Source organism: Nonomuraea sp. GTA35 (assembly GCF_041950525.1).
In the GTDB taxonomy this organism is placed as follows: domain Bacteria; phylum Actinomycetota; class Actinomycetes; order Streptosporangiales; family Streptosporangiaceae; genus Nonomuraea.
Genome location: NZ_JBGNUV010000008.1, coordinates 339,234 through 357,010, shown reverse-complemented (window position 1 = coordinate 357,010; position 17,777 = coordinate 339,234). Strand labels below are relative to the sequence as shown.

Annotated in this window: 15 protein-coding genes; 2 read left to right on the top strand and 13 right to left on the bottom strand. The window is 73.3% G+C overall.

The annotated features are described in order from the left end of the window. The first annotated feature begins 124 nt into the window (after positions 1-124). A complete protein-coding gene (locus tag ACBJ32_RS33410; RefSeq protein ID WP_375130140.1) occupies positions 125-1,474 on the top strand; it encodes an MFS transporter in 1,350 nt (449 codons plus the stop codon). A gap of 241 nt (positions 1,475-1,715) precedes the next feature. Further along, positions 1,716-2,405, top strand: a complete 690-nt coding sequence (locus tag ACBJ32_RS33405) for a GNAT family N-acetyltransferase (protein WP_375130139.1) — start codon at positions 1,716-1,718, stop codon at positions 2,403-2,405. 129 nt (positions 2,406-2,534) lie between these two features. On the opposite strand, the gene ACBJ32_RS33400 is transcribed toward ACBJ32_RS33405, so the two are convergent. From ACBJ32_RS33400 to ACBJ32_RS33340, 13 genes are all read right to left on the bottom strand, one after another. After that, a complete protein-coding gene (locus ACBJ32_RS33400) occupies positions 2,535-3,635 on the bottom strand; it encodes a Gfo/Idh/MocA family protein (RefSeq protein ID WP_375130138.1) in 1,101 nt (366 codons plus the stop codon). Beyond that, positions 3,620-4,327, bottom strand: coding sequence for a ThuA domain-containing protein (locus ACBJ32_RS33395; protein WP_375130137.1), 708 nt, complete (start codon positions 4,325-4,327; stop codon positions 3,620-3,622). Before ACBJ32_RS33395 ends, ACBJ32_RS33400 begins: the two co-directional genes overlap by 16 nt. Before the next feature lie 125 nt (positions 4,328-4,452). Beyond that, complete coding sequence (locus ACBJ32_RS33390; protein WP_375130136.1) at positions 4,453-7,221, bottom strand: fumarate reductase/succinate dehydrogenase flavoprotein subunit; 2,769 nt, start codon at positions 7,219-7,221, stop codon at positions 4,453-4,455. Between the two features lie 2 nt (positions 7,222-7,223). Next, the gene (locus ACBJ32_RS33385) at positions 7,224-7,937 is read right to left on the bottom strand and encodes an ABC transporter ATP-binding protein (RefSeq protein ID WP_375130135.1); all 714 of its coding nucleotides are present in this window, start codon (positions 7,935-7,937) and stop codon (positions 7,224-7,226) included. Continuing rightward, entirely contained in the window at positions 7,934-8,890 is a 957-nt protein-coding gene (locus ACBJ32_RS33380; protein WP_375130134.1) for an ABC transporter permease, read from the bottom strand. Before ACBJ32_RS33380 ends, ACBJ32_RS33385 begins: the two co-directional genes overlap by 4 nt. Further along, positions 8,887-10,275 carry an ABC transporter substrate-binding protein gene (locus ACBJ32_RS33375; RefSeq protein ID WP_375130133.1) on the bottom strand — a complete coding sequence of 463 codons (1,389 nt, stop codon included), beginning with the start codon at positions 10,273-10,275 and terminating at the stop codon, positions 8,887-8,889. Before ACBJ32_RS33375 ends, ACBJ32_RS33380 begins: the two co-directional genes overlap by 4 nt. Positions 10,276-10,286: 11 nt before the next feature. After that, positions 10,287-10,514, bottom strand: a complete 228-nt coding sequence (locus tag ACBJ32_RS33370) for a ferredoxin family protein (RefSeq protein ID WP_375130132.1) — start codon at positions 10,512-10,514, stop codon at positions 10,287-10,289. Next, positions 10,505-11,266 (bottom strand): GntR family transcriptional regulator, encoded by a 762-nt coding sequence (locus tag ACBJ32_RS33365; RefSeq protein ID WP_375130131.1) that lies wholly within the window; start codon positions 11,264-11,266, stop codon positions 10,505-10,507. The genes ACBJ32_RS33370 and ACBJ32_RS33365 overlap by 10 nt, the downstream gene beginning before the upstream one ends. A gap of 67 nt (positions 11,267-11,333) precedes the next feature. Then, positions 11,334-13,136 carry a dipeptide ABC transporter ATP-binding protein gene (locus ACBJ32_RS33360; RefSeq protein ID WP_375130130.1) on the bottom strand — a complete coding sequence of 601 codons (1,803 nt, stop codon included), beginning with the start codon at positions 13,134-13,136 and terminating at the stop codon, positions 11,334-11,336. Continuing rightward, the gene (locus tag ACBJ32_RS33355) at positions 13,133-14,107 is read right to left on the bottom strand and encodes an ABC transporter permease (RefSeq protein ID WP_375130129.1); all 975 of its coding nucleotides are present in this window, start codon (positions 14,105-14,107) and stop codon (positions 13,133-13,135) included. Before ACBJ32_RS33355 ends, ACBJ32_RS33360 begins: the two co-directional genes overlap by 4 nt. 6 nt (positions 14,108-14,113) lie before the next feature. After that, positions 14,114-15,055 carry an ABC transporter permease gene (locus ACBJ32_RS33350; RefSeq protein ID WP_375130128.1) on the bottom strand — a complete coding sequence of 314 codons (942 nt, stop codon included), beginning with the start codon at positions 15,053-15,055 and terminating at the stop codon, positions 14,114-14,116. Between the two features lie 29 nt (positions 15,056-15,084). Beyond that, positions 15,085-16,683 (bottom strand): ABC transporter substrate-binding protein, encoded by a 1,599-nt coding sequence (locus tag ACBJ32_RS33345; protein ID WP_375130127.1) that lies wholly within the window; start codon positions 16,681-16,683, stop codon positions 15,085-15,087. Next, complete coding sequence (locus ACBJ32_RS33340; RefSeq protein WP_375130126.1) at positions 16,680-17,774, bottom strand: LLM class flavin-dependent oxidoreductase; 1,095 nt, start codon at positions 17,772-17,774, stop codon at positions 16,680-16,682. Before ACBJ32_RS33340 ends, ACBJ32_RS33345 begins: the two co-directional genes overlap by 4 nt. Positions 17,775-17,777: the final 3 nt, after the last annotated feature.

Sequence of the window (17,777 nt, the reverse complement as noted above, 5' to 3'; positions counted from 1 at the left end):
CTCTCCTCTCGTGTCCTGCACGGAGCCTAACGCGCTGGACGGCATACGGTCAACGTTAACCGTTGACGGTTAACCGTTTGCCGAGTCATAGTGTGCGGCAACTGAATCCCTGCGGAAACGTCGAATGCCGCACGGCAGAAAGGGCGTCGCCATGGTCGCGACCTCTCCCCCACGCACCGACCTTCGCTACACCTGGAAGGTCACGGCCTCCAGCTTCCTCGGCAACACCCTCGAGTACTACGACTTCCTCGTCTACGGCACGGCCGCCGCCGTCGTCTTCCCCAAGGTCTTCTTCCCCGACGCCGGCGGCTTCGTGGCCACGCTGTCGGCCTTCGGCACGTTCGCGGTCGGCTTCCTGGCCCGGCCGCTGGGCGGCCTCTACTTCGGCAGCCGCGGCGACCGGCACGGCCGCAAGTCCACCCTGATGGTCACGCTGGTGCTGATGGGGGTGAGCACGATCCTCATCGGCCTGCTGCCCGGGTACGACTCGATCGGGGTCTGGGCGCCGGTCCTGCTGGTGGTGCTGCGGCTGCTGCAGGGGTTCGCGGTCGGTGGCGAGTGGGGCGGCTCCATGATCATCGTGCTGGAGTCGGCGCCGCCGCACCGGCGCGGCTTCTTCAGCGCCTGGCCGAACACCGGCGGGTTCTCCGCGCAGATCCTCATCACGGGCGTCTTCGCCTACGTCTTCACGCTGCCGGACGAGCAGTTGCTGAGCTGGGGGTGGCGCATCCCGTTCCTGCTGTCGGCGGTGGTGCTCGTGGTGACGTTCTGGATGCGGCGCAGCCTGCACGAGACCCCGGTCTTCACCGAGGCCGTCGCCGCGGATCCTCAGCGTCACGCCCACGGGCCGATCCGCCGGATCTTCGTCGACGACTGGCGCAACCTGCTGCTGATCGTGGGCCTGCGGTTCGCCGAGGCGCTGCCGTACTTCCTGCTCACGGTGTTCGCCCTGTCCTACGGGGCGAGCATCGGGATCGACAAGGGGCAGCTCAACAACGCGATCCTGATCGCCGCAGTGCTGGCCTTCGTCAGCCACGGCGCCTTCGCCGCCCTGTCGGACCGGATCGGGCGGCGGCCGGTCTACTTCTTCGGGGCGGCGGTGGTGTTCGTGATGGCCTTCCCGTTCTTCGCGATGCTGCACAGCGGGTCGATGGTGCTGATCGTGCTCGGGTACGTGCTGGTGCTGAACGTCGGGCACAACGCGATCAACGCCATCCAGCCCGCCTTCTACGCCGAGCTCTTCCCCGCCGAGCGGCGCTACACGGGGGCCGCGGCCGGGCGGGAGATCGCCTCCATCTTCGCCGGCGGGCTGACGCCGTTCGTCGCCACCGCCCTGGCCGGGGCGGACGGGTCGCGGTGGCCGCTGGTGGCGGTGTACGTCATGGTGGGAGCGGTCGTGACGATGATCGCCGTCTACAAGGCACCCGAGTCCTACCGCCGCGACCTGACCACCACCGGCACCTCCGTCCGGTGAGCCGCGATGATCCCGGGTCGCGCCGGGCCCCGGCCGCGCTGCGCCAGGCCCTGCCGGCGCCGGTCCGGTAGGGCCGTGCCCGCGCAGAAGGGCGGCCGTCCCGGCTTCCTCTGACGGCTCTCGTGCCCGGCGTGGGAGGGAGTGCCCGACAAGCCGGTGTCGGCCGGCCCGGCGCCCGCGGCGCTTCGCGTGGTTCGTAGGATGGCCGTCGATCCCCGCAGGACACGAGAGGTGCAGCACCATGGTCAGCCGCGACGTCCCCGCTCTCGACGACCCGGTGGGCGAGTCGCTGCGCGGTCACCACGCTCACCTCGCCCGCCGGCTCGGCCGGGCCGCCACCTACCAGCATGGAGTCGCCACCTTCTCCACGGTGACCCCCGGCGCGGGACCGGAGGAGTGGGCCGACCTCGCCCGGCTGCTCGGCACGGGCGAGCTCGCCGACATGTTCAGCAGCCCGGCGACACCGCCGCCGGGCTGGGAGCCGGTCTTCGTCCTCGACGGCCGGCAGATGGTCGGGCCCGGCCGCCCGCCCGCCGGGACCGGCGCCGGAGTGGTCGAGCTGGGCGCGGACGACGTTCCCGAGATGCTGGCCCTCGTCGCCCGCGCCCAGCCGGGGCCGTTCTGGCCGCGTACCCGCGAGCTGGGCACCTATCTCGGCGTGCGCGAGAACGGCGCCCTGGTGGCGATGGCGGGCGAGCGCCTGCGGCCTCCGGGGTGGACGGAGATCAGCGCCGTCTGCACCGCCCCGGAGGCACGCGGGCGAGGGCACGCCGCCCGCCTGGTCGGCGCCCTCACCGCGCGTGTCCTGGCTCGCGGCGAACGCCCCTTCCTCCACGTGGCCGAGGCGAACACCGGCGCGATCGCCCTCTACGAGCGGCTCGGCTTCGAGACCCGCAAGCCCGTGACGTTCCGGGGCTTCCGCACGCCGTGACGACCTCAGCCCGCTGACGGCCTCACCCGCCTGACGACCTCACCCTGCTGACGGCCTCACCCGCCTTACGGCCACAACCGTTTGACGACCTCATCCGTTTGACGACCTCATCCGGCGGTCAGGACGGTTTCACCCGCCTGACTGCCGCTCGGCGCCGAGCCCGTCCAGCGCCACCGGCTTGGGCCGCTCGCAGGTGCTCTCGACGTCCACCGCCCGGCCCTCGTGCGCCGAGGCGAGCAGCGACTCCATGACGTCGAGCACGTGGAAGGCCAGCGTGCCGCCCGCCCTGGGCTCGCGGCCCTCGGCGAGGTCGATCAGGCCGACGCCGCGGCCGGCCCCCGCGTACCCCGCCGACACCGGCAGCGGGCGCGGGCCCTCGTCGCCGAGGCGGGTCAGCATGACCTCGCCGTCGAAGTGGTTGGGGTCGGGTACCACGAGGGAGCCCCGCTCGCCGTGCACCTCGATGTTCGGCGCCTTGGTGGCCACCGCGTCGAAGCTCATCACCAGCGTGGACAGCGCGCCGGACTCGTGCACGAGCACGCCGGTGACGTGGGTGTCCACGGTGACCGGGATCTCCTCGCCCTGGCGCGGGCCCGAGCCGATCGTGCGCTTGGCCCGCGTACGGCTGGCCGCGCCGATCACCGTCGTCACGGGGCCGAGCAGCGTCACCAGGCTGCTGATGTAGTACGGACCCATGTCCAGGAGCGGCCCGCCGCCGGGGACGTAGTAGAAGTCCGGGTTGGGGTGCCAGCGCTCGTGACCGGGCGTCACCATCGTCGCCGTGGCCGCGACCGGCCTGCCGATGAGGCCGTCGTCGATGGCCTGGCGGGCGGTCTGGGTGCCGGTGCCGAGCACCGTGTCGGGCGCGCAGCCGACCCGTACCCCCGCCGCCTCGGCCGCCTCCAGCACCCGGCGCGCGTCCTCGCCGGTCGCGGCGAGCGGCTTCTCGCAGTAGACGTCCTTGCCGGCCGCGATGGCGAGCAGCGCGACCTCGGCGTGCGCGGCCGGGATGGTCAGGTTGAGCACGGCGTCGATCCGGGCGTCGGCCATGAGTTCCGGCACGCCCAGCACATCCACGCCCGGGTACGCCGCCACCGCCGCCCGCGCCCGCTCCGGGTCCAGATCGGCCACCGCCACCAGCCGCACCTGCGGCAGCCGGTCGATGGTGCGCAGGTACTGGGCCGAGATGGCCCCGCAACCGACGATGCCGAGGTTCAGCGGCTGGCCCACAACATTCCCCTCTCGATGATGGTGCGCACGCTGTCGTGCTGCAGGACGTCGAGGCTGTGCCCCGGGGTCGCGACGAAGATGCGCCCCTTGCCCCAGCGGCGCGTCCAGATCGCCGGCGAGGTCACCTCCCGGTGCCAGGGGTCCCACGGGCGCACCTTCTGCGTCGTGGTCGCCAGCACGTCGTTGTAGTCGTCGGCCAGCACCCAGTACTGCTCGGTGACGAGGTCGAAGTCGCCGATCCCCTCGGTGATGGGGTGCGCGGCCGCCTCGGGCAGCATGTTGACGGTGTACGGGACGAAGTTGTGCCGTTCGGTGCCCGCGTCCTCGTCGTCGGGGTGCTTGCCCGGGTGGCACGCGAACTGCCCGCCGATCAGGTGCAGGTAGTCGGAGGAGTTGCGGTAGGAGTCGGCGATGCCGCCGTGCCAGCCGGCCATCCCGGTGCCGGCCTCGATCGCCGCCCGCAGGCCCTTGAGCTGGTCCTGCTCGATGGTGCCCATCGTGTAGCACTGCACGATGAGATCGACCCCGGACATGTACGCGGGGTCCGCGTAGGGCGCCGGGCTGTCCGCCAGCCACACCTCGAACCCGTTCTTCTCGAGGAAGGGCACGAAGAGGTCGGTGGCCGCCACCGGGACGTGCCCTTCCCACCCTCCTCGCACCACCAGGACCGTACGCCTGTGCTCGCCCGCCATGCACTCGCCAATCACTCGATGAACCACAAATAGGCCGCGCGCCACTTAAGTCCCAAAAGAGGCACACTTCACCAATTGTGGCGGAGTGAGGGCCAAAACTCCCAGTGCCAATTCCTGGTGTGGCGTCATGGGGTGGCCAGGGCACGGCGGGCGTAGGCGCGGACGTCGGCGTCCGTGTCGTCGAGCGCGCCGCGCAACGCCCGCACCACCTCCGCGCCGCCCGCCCCAGTGCGGTCCGCCCCGTTGCCGTCCGCCCCGTTGCCGTCCGCCCCAGTACCGTCCGCACCCGCGCCGGCCGTTCCAGTCCCGCTCGCACCCGTGGCGGCCGCCCATGGCCCCAGCGCCAGCACCGCGGCCTTGCGTACGTCCGGATTGGCGTCCGACAGCGCCGCGACCAGCGGCGGCGTCGCCGTGGCGGGGTCCGCGGCCGCCAGGCAGCGCGCCGACCCCACCCGCACCTGCCAGGCCGGGTCCCGCAGCCCTTCCAGGGCCGCCGACACCAGCGGATCGCCCGTGGCGGCCGACGATTCCAGGGCGGCGGCCCTGACCAGAGGGTCGGTGTCGCCGGCGAGCACCCCCAGGGCGGGCGACGGCTTGCCGATCAGGCCGAGGCCCTTGGCCGCCCACACGCGCACCTCTCGCGACGGGTCCGTGGCCGCGCCGGCCACCTCGGAGACCGCGTCGAGCGAGACCAGCCCCCTGACGGCCGCGATCCGCACCCGGTGGTCGGGGTCGTGCAGCGCGCCGTGGAAGAGCTCCGTGCCGCCCAGCCGCAGCGCGCGCAGCACGTCCAGGACCGCCGCCCGTACCGTGGCGTCCCCGCTCGGCAGCCGCCCGGCCAGCGCGGCGCCGAACGTGCCGGTGGCGGGCAGCACCTCGACCAGCTCGACCAGCCCGGTGGCGGCGGCCCGCCGCACGGTGCCGTGGGCGTCGTCGAGCGCCTCCGCCAGCGCCGGTCCCGTGCCGGGCGGGACGGTCTCGGTGAGCGTGGCGATCGCGGCGCGGCGCACCTTGGGGTCGGGGTCGGCGAGGTACGGGGCCAGGTCGGAGACGACAGGCTGCTGCTCGGCGAGCCGGTGCAGCTCCAGGATCCGCGGCGAGCGCCCCACCGCGGCCTGCCGCACGACCTGGCCGGCGGCCCGCCGCATTACGGCGACCGCGCCTCGCGTACCCAGCACCACCGGCTCGGCCTGGACGGGCGTGAACTCCTCGACGGGCACGAGGTACGGCTCAACCGGCCGCTTGACGAACTCCATCGCCCCGTCGGCGCGCTTGCGCAGGTTGAGGTGGAACAGCCACTGGGAGTCGTCGCGCCCGGGCAGGTCGGCCCGGTCGTGGTAGAGCCCCCACCGGCTCTCGGTACGGACCAGCGAGGAGCGCGCCGCCATCTCGGCGCAGTCGCGGATGAAGTCCACCTCGGCGCAGCGCATCAGCTCGTGCGGCGTGCGCGCCCCCATCGCGGCGATCTCCTCCCGCATCCGCTCGAACGACTCCAGCGCGATCTCCAGCTTGGCCCCGGTCTTCGGCGGCGCCACGTAGTCGTTGACGAAGCGGCGCAGCTTGTACTCGACCTGCTGCTGCGGCGGCCCGTCCGGGTGGCGCAGGGGCCGGTAGACGAGCTCGTGCGCGGCGGCGATCTGGTCCTCGGGCAACGCGCCCGGCACCCGGTGGTGGGCGGCGGCGTGCGCGCCCGCCAGGTCGCCGAAGACGAAGGCGCCGATCATGTAGTTGTGCGGCACGCAGGCCAGGTCGCCCGCGGCGTACAGGCCGGGCACCGTGGTCGCGCCGTTCTCGTCCACCCACACGCCGGAGGCGGAGTGGCCGCCGCACAGGCCGATCTCCGAGATGTGCATCTCCACGTCGTGGGTGCGGTAGTCGTGCCCGCGCCCTGCGTGGAACGTGCCACGGGTAGGGCGCTCGGTGGTGTGCAGGATGTTCTCGATGGCGGTGACGGTCTCGTCGGGCAGGTGGGAGAGCTTGAGGTAGATGGGGCCTCGGGCGGAGCCGATCTCGGCCGACACCTCGGCCATCATCTGTCCCGACCAGTAGTCGGAGTCGACGAACCGCTCCCCCCGGTTGTTGACCTGGTAGCCGCCGAACGGGTTGGCCACGTACGCGCAGGCCGGGCCGTTGTAGTCCTTGATCAGCGGGTTGATCTGGAAGCACTCGATGCCGCTGAGCTCGGCGCCGGCGTGGTAGGCCATGGCGTAGCCGTCGCCGGCGTTGGCCGGGTTCTCGTACGTGCCGTACAGGTAGCCCGAGGCGGGCAGCCCGAGCCGGCCGCACGCGCCCGTCGCGAGGATCACGGCTCCGGCGGAGACCGTGACGAACCGCCCCGAACGGGAGTCGAGGCCGGCCACGCCGACCGCCCGGCCGCCGGAGGTGAGCACCCTGACCGGCATGACGCGGTTCTCGATGCGGACCCGCTCCCGGATGTGGCGCTGCCGCAGCACCCGGTACAGGACCTTCTTGACGTCCTTGCCCTCCGGCATCGGCAGCACGTAGCTGCCGGAGCGGTGCACCCGGCGCACCGCGTACTCGCCGTGCTCGTCCTTCTCGAACTTCACCCCGTAGCCCTCCAGGCGGCGCACCATGTCGTGGCCCCTGGTCGCGGTCTGGTAGATCGTCTTCTGGTTCACGACGCCGTCGTTGGCGCGGGTGATCTCGGCGACGTAGTCCTCGGGCGTGGCCTTGCCGGGGATGACCGCGTTGTTGACGCCGTCCATGCCCATGGCCAGCGCGCCGCTGTGGCGCACGTGGGCCTTCTCCAGCAGCAGCACGCGCGCGCCGCGCTCGGCCGCCGTGATGGCGGCCATCGTCCCGGCGGTGCCGCCGCCGACGACGAGCACCTCGCACTCCAGGTGCAGGCGGTCCTCGATCGGGGGGATCTCCATCTTCACAGCTCCTCGAGTATCTGGCCGCGCAGGCCGGCGCGGCCGGCGGCGGGGTCGCGGGGCGAGGGCACCTCGATGACCGAGCGAACGCCGCCCTGCCCGAGGACCACGACGCGGTCGGCGAGCAGCAGCGCCTCGTCCACGTCGTGCGTGACGAAGACGATCGTCGCCCGGGTGTCGCGCAGCACGTCCAGCAGCAGGGCCTGCATGCCGGCGCGGGTCTGGGCGTCGAGCGCGCCGAACGGCTCGTCCATCAGCACCGCGCGGGGCGTCCCCGCCAGGGCGCGGGCGAGCTGCACGCGCTGGCGCATGCCGCCCGACAGCTCGCGGGGCAGCCGGTCCTCGTGGCCCTCCAGGCCGACGCGGGCCAGCCAGTCCTGGGCCACCGCCCTGCGCTCGCGCCTGGACAGCCCGCGGATGCGCAGCGGCAGCTCGACGTTGCGCCGCACGGTGCGCCAGGGCAGCAGCCCGTCGTCCTGGAAGACCATCGCCCGCTCCCGGGAGGTGCCGGTGACCTCCGCGTCATCGGCGAGGACCCGGCCACCGTGCGGAGGCAGCAGCCCGGCCAGCGCGCGCAGCAGCGTGGACTTGCCCGACCCCGACGCGCCGACGATCACCAGCACCTCGCCGGGCCGGACCGCCAGATCGACCTCCCGCAGCACGGGGCCGCGCGCGTAGCCGAGCGACAGGGACTCCAGGGTGATGCCGAGCGTCACGACTCCTCCTCCGCCCTGGGCAGCCAGCGCGTCACCCGGCGCCCCACCAGCTCGACGGCGGCCGAGGTGAGCCAGCCGAGCACCCCGATGGTGATCATGCCGACGATCACGGCCGGGTAGTCGACGATCGTGTACGACATCCACGTCCGGTAGCCGACCCCGAACTCTCCCGAGATCATCTCCGCCGAGATGACGCAGATCCACGACACGCCCATGCCGACCGACAGGCCGCCGAACACCCCGGGCAGGATCCCCGGCAGGACGACGTGCCACAACACGTGACGGCGGCCGCCGCCCAGCGTCCTGACGGCGTCCTCCCACAGGGTGGGCAGGGCGCGTACGGCGTGCCGGGTGCTCACCATGATCGGGAAGAACGCCGCGGCGAACGTGATGAACACGATGCCCTGCTCGTCGGCCGGGAACAGCAGGATGGCCACCGGCACCAGCGCGATCGCGGGGATGGGCCGCACGGCCTCGAACAGCGGGGTCAGCACGTCCCCCGCCCTGGCGGACCTGGCCACCAGCACGCCCGCGGCCACCCCCGCCACCGCGGCCAGCCCGAACCCGGTGAGGATCCTGATCAGGCTCTGCAGCAGGTCGAGCCAGTAGAGCGGGGTGGTGACCCGGCTCGCGGCGCCGGCGCCGATCTCGCCCAGCGTGGGCAGCCGGTCGAAGCGCAGCCACACCTGGGCGTCGGTGACGGTGAGCACCTGCCACAGCCCGGCCGCGACCAGCAGGGACGCGGCCCCGACGAGCCGCCGCCGCACCTTCGCGCCGCTCCTCGCGCGCCGTCGCGCCCAGGCGGACGCCCCCGGCGGGTCTCCCGCCTGGGCGCCGGCCGCCCGCGGCCCGTCAGCCCGCGCCCCAGCGGTCCTGCCCTCGGCAGCCCGGACCTCGCCGGCAGGCCGGACCTCGGCAGCCCGGGCGTCTGTGATCCGGGCGTCGGCCGTCATCGGGCGTCACCTCCCCCCGCCACCGACGCGAGCGCGTCCGCGTAGCCGACGGGCTCGGCCTTCGGGTGCTCCGCGCGGTAGGCGTCGGCGCCTTCCTGGGTGGTGAAGGGCAGGAAGCTCCCGCCTGGTTCCTTCAGCCAGACCGACCGGTCGGCGAACCACCTGGTGCCGGTCACGGTGTCGGGCACGTACGCCGCCCGCACCTTCCCCCGGGCGGCGGCGATCTGGCGCAGCAGGCACGTGGGCGTGGCGGCGGGCCTGGTCGCGCTCTCGCCCGCCAGCCAGAGTTCCGAGGCGGTGCCCGGGTCGGTGACGGGCCGGCCGCAGGCGGCGTCGGTGCCGGTGGTCGTGGCGGGGTTCGCGGTCGAGGCCCGGTCCCTGTCGTACGCGGCCCCGTACGCCCTGCGCAGGTAGCTGTCGTTGACGAACGCCTGCACGTCCACGCCGGAGAAGTCGGAGCTGATCTGCTTGAGGTAGGCGACGTCGCGCTGGTGCGCCTGTCGCAGCGGCTCCTTCAGCGTGACGTCGAACGTCGAGATGCCGTCCCGGCCGTTGTAGAGGTAGACCACCTCGGCGGGCAGCCCGGTGTCCTTCGCCACGGACTCGGCCGCCTCCAGCGGGTGCTCGTGCAGGTAGCGGGTGGCGTCGAGCTGGGCCTTGAGGAAGGCGTCCACGACCTCCGGATGTTCCTCGGCGTACGCCTGCCGCGCCACCACCCCGTGGAAGGTCGGCACGTCCAGGGCCGACCCGTCGTACACCAGGCGGCCCTTGCCCTGGAAGGCCAGCAGGCCGGGCCAGGCCACGAACTGCGCGTACCCCTGCACGCCGCCCGACTCGAGCTGCGCCGCGCCGACGGCGGGCTGGTGGTTGACCACCTCTGCGGTGATCTTCGCCCGCTCCATGGCCTGCACCAGCGTGCCGTGCCCGGCCGAGCCGACGCTGGCGGAGATCTTGGTGCCGGCCAGGTCGGACAGCGTGCGGGCCGTGGAGCCGGGCGGGACCAGCACCATGTTGAGCCCGCCGCGCAGGTTGTAGCCGGTGATGGAGATCAGCTCGGTGCGGGCGGCCGGGATCGGCTGGGTCCTGGCGGCGTTGATCAGCAGCGGGTAGTCGCCCATCGAGCCGATGTCGATCTTGCCGGCCACCATCTTGGCGGTGATCGGGGCACCGGTCTCGTAGTCCTGCCACTCGACCGCGTACCTGTCGCCGAGCCGCTTCTCCAGGTATCCCAGCGAGCGCAGCAGCGTGCCCGCCGTCACCGTGTTGATGGTCCTGGACTGGTACCCGACGACGAGCGTGATCTTCCCGCCGTCGCCGGCCGCTCCGGAGACCGAGCAGGCCGTCGCCGCCAGCAGCAGGGCGGCCGCCATGAGCGCTTTGCGCATCGCGCGTTCCTTCATCGCAGCAGGTAGGGGATGTTGATGGTGACCGCGTCGACCGGGCAGCGGGCCGCGCAGGGGCCGCAGTACCAGCACTCGTCCACGTACATGTACGCCTTGCCGGTCTCGTCGCTGATCGCCAGCGAGTCGAGCGGGCACGCCTCCACGCACAACGTGCAGCCCTCGATGCACAGGGATTCGTCGATCGTCACGGGCACCTCGACCCGCTGCTCGATCAGGGCCATGCCTGCTCCTCCTTCTCGGTACGCCGGAGGTGGCCGCGCATCGTCAGCCGGTCACCCCTGAAACGGATGAACTCCAGGTCCACCGGCCTGCCGTCGGCCAGGTGGGTCAGCCGCTCGACCATCAGCAGCGCGGCTGCGCACGGCGTGCCGAGCGCGGCGGCGGTGTGCGGGTCGGCGTTGACCGCCTCCAGGGTCAGCTCGGCCGTGCCGAGGGGCTGCCCGGTGATCGTCTCCAGCAGGACGAAGATGTCGTTGCCCGCCAGGTCCTCGTCGAACAGCGGCTCGCCGACGTCGCGCACCAGGTACGTCAGGTCGAGCGAGAGCGGCAGGCCGTTGAGGCTGCGCAGCCGTTCGAGGTAGACGACCTGCTCGCCGGGCGCCAGCCCGAGCCGGTGGCTGACCGGGGCGGGCGGCTCGATGAGGGTCATCGTGCGCACCTGATTGACGACCCGGCCGTGCTCGTGCAGGGTCTCGGCCAGGCCGAGCAGGCGGTGCAGGCCGTGCGGGTACTTCTCGGCCGCCACCGTGGTGCCCACCCCCGGGCACCGCTCGACCAGGCCCTCCTCGCGCAGCAGGTCCAGCGCCTGCCGCACGGTGTTGCGCGAGGTGTCGAACTCGCGTGCCAGCGCCGCCTCCAGCGGGAGCTGCCCGCCGGGGAAGCCGCCGTGGATGATCTGTCTTCTCAGCAGGTCGGCGACCTGCCGGGCACGATCCGCCCGGCGCCGCCGATCGTCGAGGGCCATCCGTTCCATGCCCGCTAACCTACTTAATGAGTAGGAAAAAGGGGATAACGGGGAGGTTGCGCCACCTCCCCTTGGCTCACATCCCCGCGCTCACCTGCGGTTTCGCCGCCGTCAGGGGGAGATCTGCCACTTCGCCGGCGGGCAGCCGGGGCACCGCGGCCACCAGATCGCGCGTGTACGGGTGGCGCGGCGCGGTGAACACCTCGTCCACCTGCCCTTCCTCCACGACCCGGCCGTCCTTCATGACCAGCACCCGGTCGGCGATGTGATGGACGACGCCCAGGTCGTGGGAGATGAACACCATCGCGGTGCCGTACTCGGCCTGGAGCTCGGCGAGCAGGTCGAGCACCTGGGCCTGGACGGAGACGTCCAGCGCGGAGACGGGCTCGTCGCAGACCAGCACGTCGGGGCGGGGGCCGAGCGCGCGGGCGATGGCGATCCGCTGCCGCTGGCCGCCGGACAGCTCGCGCGGGTGCCGGCCGGCCACCTCCGGCGGGAGGCCGACGCGGGCCAGCAGGTCCAGCACCCGTGCCCGCCGCTCGGCCCTCGGCAGCCGCAGCGGCTCGGCGATCAGGCGGGCGGTGGTGTGGCGGGGGTCGAAGGAGTCCAGGGGGTTCTGGGAGATGAGCTGGATGGTGGGACGGCGAGGGCGGCGAGGGCGCTCGCGCGGGCCGCTCCAGGGCTCGCCGTGCAGGGTGACCCGGCCGTGGTCGGGTTCGAGCAGGGCCATGGCCAGCCGGGCCACCGTGGTCTTGCCCGAGCCGGACTCGCCGACGATGCCCAGGGTCTCGCCCCGGTGGAGGGCGAAGGAGACGTCCGCGACCACGCGGCGGGAGCCGTAGGAGCGGGTCAGGTTGTCGGCCGCGAGCACCGGTTCCCCACCGGCACCCGGGACGGCGCCCGAGGCGGCCTGCGCTGCGCCCGAGACGGCTGGCGCTTCGGCTGGGGCGGCATCTGAGGCGGCGGCCCGCACGGCGCTCGGGGCGGAGGGCGGCACGGCGCTCGGACCGGAGGGCGGCGCGCCGCTCAGGGCCCGGGGCCGGTGCGGGAGCGGGGTTCCGTCAGTGAGGCGGGTGCCGCGGGAGGCGGCCGACGGCACCGCCGCCAGCAGGGCGCGCGTGTAGTCGTGCGCGGGCGCGGCCAGCACCTGCCCGGCGGGTCCCTCCTCGACGACCCGGCCGTCGCGCATGACGAGGATGCGGTCGGCGATCGACCCGACGACGGCGAGGTCATGGCTGATCAGCAGCAGCGCGGTGCCCGCCGCCTTGCGCTCGGCGAGCAGCCGCAGGATCTGGGCCTGCACGGTGACGTCGAGCGCGGTCGTGGGCTCGTCGGCGATGATCAGCTCGGGCTCGGCCGCGATGGCGGAGGCGATGAGCACGCGCTGCCGCAGCCCGCCGGAGAGCTCGTGCGGACGCTGCCGGACCCGTACCTCCGGCTCCGGCACGCCGGCCGACTCCAGCAGCTCCAGCGTCCTGCTCTCCCGCCACCGCCGCGGCACCACGTCGTGCACGGCCAGCACCTCGCCGATCTCCGCGCCCACGGTGCGCAGCGGGTCGAGCGAGACCAGCGCGTCCTGCAGCACGAGCCCGGCGAACCTGCCCCGCAGCGCCCGCCACTCCCGCTCCCCGAACCGCAGCGCGTCCTGCCCCGCGACCGTGAACGCGGACGCCCGCACCGCCGAGCCAGGTCCGGCCAGCCCGAGCAGGGTCCGCGCCGTGACGCTCTTGCCGGAGCCGGACTCCCCCACGATCGCCACGCACTCACCGGGCGCGACGGACACCGACACTCCTCGCACGACCTCCATCCCCTTGAAGCTCACCCGGAGGTCCGCCACGGCGACCAGAGGGGACGGCTGGACGGCGGTAGTCGTGGTCATGGGGTCCTTCCTTCGAAGCGGCGCTGGAGGCGGCGGCCGACGACGGTCAGGCAGACGACGGTCAGCGTGATCGCCAGTCCCGGGAACAGCGCCTCCCACCAGGCCACCCGCAGGTAGTTGCGGGCCTCGGAGAGCATCGCGCCCCACTCGGCGGCCGGGGGCTGCGGCCCCATGCCGAGGAAGCTCAGCCCCGAGCTGGCGATGACCGCCTGGCCGAGCCCGATGGTGGCCAGCACGGGGATGGGCCCGAGCACGTTCGGCAGCACGTGCCCGGCGGTGATCGACAGGCGGGGGCGGCCGAACGTGACGGCCTGTTCGACGTAGCCGGAGCGGCGGACGACGAAGGTCTGGGCGCGGATCACGCGGGCGTAGTTCGGGATCTGGGCGACGGCGATGGCGAAGATCACGTTCCCGGTGCCGGGGCCGGTGATCGCCACGACGAGGAGGGCGAGCAGCAGCTCGGGCAGGGTGGACAGCACGTCGAACGCGCGTGCCAGCGCCTCGTCCGCCCACTTGGGCGACAGCCCGGCGGCCAGGCCCAGCAGCACGCCGGAGGTGACGGCCAGCGCGGTGGCGGCGGCGCCGATGCTGATGGAGTGGCGGGCGCCGTGCACGACCCGGGACAGCACGTCGCGCCCGAGGTGGTCGCTGCCGAGCCAGTGCTCGGGGCCGGGAGGCGCGAGCGCGCTGAGCGGGTCGGCGGCGAGCGGATCGGCGCCGGTCAGCAGGCCCGGTACGGCGACCGCGAGCGCGAGCAGGAGGAGGAAGGCGCTCGGCAGGAGCAGCCGCAGGACGCCGGGTGAGGCCGGCACCCTCGCCGCCGCCTGCCCGCGGGCCCGCGCCGGACGCCGGGAAGAAGGGCCGCCGGGCGGACGCCGCGAGGACTCCGCCTCACCGGCGGGCTGGTGCGGCAGGCGTGCGGCGTCACCGGCCGGCGGGTGCGGGGACGGGGCCGGGGTGAGTGCGGTCATGGGCGGTCAGCCTCGGATTCGCGGGTCGATGACGCGGTAGGCCAGGTCGAGGAGCGTGCTGATGGTCACGTACACGACGGCCGACAGCAGCACGACGGCCATGACCACCGGCATGTCGCGCCCCGTGACGGCGTCCATGGCGACGCGCCCGAGTCCGGGCCGGCCGAACAGGACCTCCGTGATGACGGCCCCGCCGAGCAGGGTGCCGGTGAACCAGCCGGCCAGCGTCACGGCGGGGATGAGCGCGTGCCGCAGGGCGTGCCGGACGACCAGCGCCCGCTCGGTGAGCCCGCGTGCCCGCGCGGTGACCGCGAACGGCTGCTCCAGCGCCCGTTCGAGCCCGCCCCGCAGCACCTGCCCGAGCACGCCCGCGATGGGCAGCCCGAGCGCGAGCGCGGGCAGCACCAGCGCCGACGGCCCCTGCGCGCCCGAGACGGGGAACCACCCGAGCGTGAAGGAGAAGACGGCCAGCAGCACGATCCCGACGAGGAACGGCGGCACCGACACCGCCACCAGCTCGGCGACCGAGGCCGCGCCCCGGGCGAGCCGGCCGCGCCCGGCCGTGACGAGCGCGATGGCGGCGGCCAGCGTCACCCCGGCGGCGGCCGCGGCCAGGGTGAGCTGGACGGTCGGCCCGACCTGGGTGGCCAGGATCTCGCCGACGCCGCGCTGCAACTGGTAGGAGCGCCCGAGGTCGCCGTGCAGCAGCCGCCACAGGTACGACAGGTACTGGACGATCTCGGGCCGGTCGAGCCCCCACTCCTCGACGATCCTGGCCCGGATCTCCGGCGTGTCGATGCCGTCGCCGACCAGGATGTCCACGGTGTCGCCCGGGGCGAGCAGCAGCGCGACGTAGGAGGCGGTGGCGGCGGCCCACAGCACGGCCAGCCCGGCGCCGAGCCGCCTGACCACCCCCAGCCTCCGCACCGCCTCCAGCGGGCCGGTCACCTGCCGACCCGCAGCTCGTGACCGGCTGGTCACGTGCCGATCCGTACGTCGTAGGCGTTCGCGGGCGTGCCGGACGCGGGGTCGAACCGGAGCCCCTGCACGCTCTTCTGCGCCGCGATCTGGTCGGCGGGCACGTAGATCGGGAACACGATGGCCTTCTCCCGCACCACCTCCCGCTGCACCCTGGTGTAGAGCTCCTTGCGGCGCGCCTGGTCGGAGGTGGCTCCGGCCTCGGTGAGCCACTTGTCCACCCGCGGGTCGGAGAAGCGGGTCCGGTTGATCGCGCCGCCGGTCGGCAGGATGAGGTTGAGCGCCGCCCCGGCGTCGGAGTCGCCGCGGGAGTTCTCGAAGATCTCGTACGCATCGTCGTCGAGCGCCTTCTGGGCCGTGCCCTGGTCCACGATCTTGACCTGGAAGTCGATGCCCGCGTTCTGCTTGACCTGTGCCTGGATGGCCTGGGCGAGGATGTCGCGGCGGTCGCGGACGAACGGCGCGGAGGCGACCGTGCGCACGGTCAGCCGCTTGCCGTCCTTGACCCGGTAGCCCTGCGCGTCGCGCTGCTTCCAGCCGGCCGCGTCGAGCAGCGCGTTGGCCTTGGCGGGGTCGCCGCCGTAGGAGTTCTCCAGCGAGGCGTCGTAGAACGTGCCGCCCTTGCCGACGATGCTCCACGCCCTGGTGGCGGTGCCCTGGTAGACGGCCCGCAGCACCGCGTCCACGTCCACGGCCTCGCGGAAGGCCTCCCGTACGCGCTGGTCGTCGAAGGGGGCGTGGGAGGTGTTGAAGTAGTAGGAGAAGGAGGTGCCGGAGTTGAGCGCGGTCTGCAGGGACAGGCCGGGATCCCGCTGGATGAGGCCGGCCTCGGTGGCGGGCACGCCCTCGATGACCTGTACCTGTCCCGAGGTGAGCGCGCCGACGCGGACGGCGGCCTCGGGCAGGAACCGGTAGGTGATCTCCGACAGGTGGGCGGGGCCCTGGTGGGCGGCTCCGTCGGGCGGCCAGTTGTAGGCGGGGTTGCGGCGGTAGTGGATCTCCTGCCCCTGCACGTACCTGTCGAGGATGAACGGCCCGGTGCCGGCCAGGTCGGGCCCGCCGAACTTGAGGTCCTTGGCGCTCTTGAGCGACTTCGGGGAGACCTGTCCGGCGTAGGGGGAGGCGAGGAAGTCGAGGAAGAGCGCGTCCCGTTCCTTGAGGGTGATCTCCAGCGTGGCCGGCGAGATCACCTTCGCCTCCTGGTAGGCCCGGAGCTGGATGGCGGCCACGGCCGGGTTGTAGCCGGGCACGCGGAACTGGTCGAGGTTGGCCTTGACGGAGGCGGCGTCGAACTTCGTGCCGTCGTGGAAGGTGACGTCGTCCCTGAGGGTGAGGGTGTAGGTCAGCCCGTCGTCCGACACCTTCCACGCCGTGGCCAGCCAGGGCCCGAAGGAGCCGTCCTCCTTCCTGGTCAGCAGGGCGTCGAACTGGTTGAACACGAGCAGCCTGACCTTGTTCTGGGCCCACTGCTGCGGGTTGAGCGTGATCGGCTGGGTCTCGATGGCCCAGGTCAGGGAGGTGGGGGCGGCCTGCTCGGCGGCGGGCTGGGCGCCGCACGCCGCCAGGGCCAGCAGCAGGGCGGGGATCAGGCGTTTCACCGGCGGTTCCAGGCTTCTGCGAGCAGCTCGTACGAGCGCACGCGGTCGTCGTGGTCGTGCGTGATGGTGGTGACGAGCAGCTCGTCGGCCCCGGTGACGCGGCGCAGCACGCGCAACCGCTCGGCGACCTGCTCGGGCGTGCCGGTGAACTGGGTGTCCACGCGGTCCCTGACCAGCTCGCGGTCGGCGTCGGTCCAGGGGTGGGCGGCGGCCTCGGCGGGCGTGGCGAACCGCATGGCGCCCGCGCCCGTCCTGATGCTGCGTACCCACAGGGCGTAGGGGGAGGCCAGCTCGCGCGCGGTGGCCTCGTCCTCGGCGACGACCGCGTCGGCGGAGACGACGACGTACGGCTCGGCCAGCCAGGCGGAGGGTTTGAACGCCTCCCGGTAGGCCTCGACGGCCTCCAGGACGGAGGCGGGGCTGACGTGGTAGTTGGCCGCGAACGGCAGCCCCCGCTCCCCCGCCACCTGGGCGCTCTGCCCGCCGCTGCTGCCGAGGATCCACACCTGCAGGTCGGCGCCCTCGCCGGGCACGGCGTGCGCCTCGTGGGTGCCGCCGAGGAAGGCGAGCACGTCGTCGATCTGCCCGGCGAAGTCGGGGGTCTGCGCGCCGGGTTGCTGGAGCAGGGTGGCGTGGTGGGCGAGCTGCGGGTGGGTGACGAGCTTGGAGAAGTCAAACGGTTTCGGGATGAGCAGGCCGTCCACGACCCGCTCCGCCGCAGACTCGGCAGGCGGGCGAGCCGTGGCCAGTTCGGCGCGGCGCTGCCCCGAGCGGCCGATGCCGAGGTCGACGCGCCCAGGGTGGAGCGCGTCCACGAGGCCGAACTGCTCGACGACCGACAGCGGCGTCTGGTGCCCGAGCTGCACGGCACCCGACCCGACCCGGATGGTGTCCGTGGCCGCGGCGATGAGCCCGATGAGCACGGCGGGCGCCGAGCCGGCCACGCCGGGCGCGAAGTGGTGCTCGGCCACCCAGTAGCGGCGGTAGCCGAACCGTTCGGCCTGCCGGGCGAGGTCGATGGTGTTGCGCAGCGCGTCGGCGGCCGTCCCGCCCGAGGGGATCGGGGACAGGTCGAGGATGGACAGCGTCATGAG

Excerpts from the sequence above, each read along its gene's own strand:
- ACBJ32_RS33410 (WP_375130140.1), top strand. The coding sequence starts at position 125 with ATGCCGCACGGCAGAAAGGGCGTCGCCATGGTCGCGACCTCTCCCCCA.
- ACBJ32_RS33405 (WP_375130139.1), top strand. The coding sequence starts at position 1,716 with ATGGTCAGCCGCGACGTCCCCGCTCTCGACGACCCGGTGGGCGAGTCG.
- ACBJ32_RS33395 (WP_375130137.1), bottom strand. The coding sequence starts at position 4,327 with ATGGCGGGCGAGCACAGGCGTACGGTCCTGGTGGTGCGAGGAGGGTGG.
- ACBJ32_RS33390 (WP_375130136.1), bottom strand. The coding sequence starts at position 7,221 with ATGGAGATCCCCCCGATCGAGGACCGCCTGCACCTGGAGTGCGAGGTG.
- ACBJ32_RS33380 (WP_375130134.1), bottom strand. The coding sequence starts at position 8,890 with ATGACGGCCGACGCCCGGATCACAGACGCCCGGGCTGCCGAGGTCCGG.
- ACBJ32_RS33375 (WP_375130133.1), bottom strand. The coding sequence starts at position 10,275 with ATGCGCAAAGCGCTCATGGCGGCCGCCCTGCTGCTGGCGGCGACGGCC.
- ACBJ32_RS33370 (WP_375130132.1), bottom strand. The coding sequence starts at position 10,514 with ATGGCCCTGATCGAGCAGCGGGTCGAGGTGCCCGTGACGATCGACGAA.
- ACBJ32_RS33365 (WP_375130131.1), bottom strand. The coding sequence starts at position 11,266 with ATGGAACGGATGGCCCTCGACGATCGGCGGCGCCGGGCGGATCGTGCC.
- ACBJ32_RS33360 (WP_375130130.1), bottom strand. The coding sequence starts at position 13,136 with ATGACCACGACTACCGCCGTCCAGCCGTCCCCTCTGGTCGCCGTGGCG.
- ACBJ32_RS33355 (WP_375130129.1), bottom strand. The coding sequence starts at position 14,107 with ATGACCGCACTCACCCCGGCCCCGTCCCCGCACCCGCCGGCCGGTGAC.
- ACBJ32_RS33340 (WP_375130126.1), bottom strand. The coding sequence starts at position 17,774 with ATGACGCTGTCCATCCTCGACCTGTCCCCGATCCCCTCGGGCGGGACG.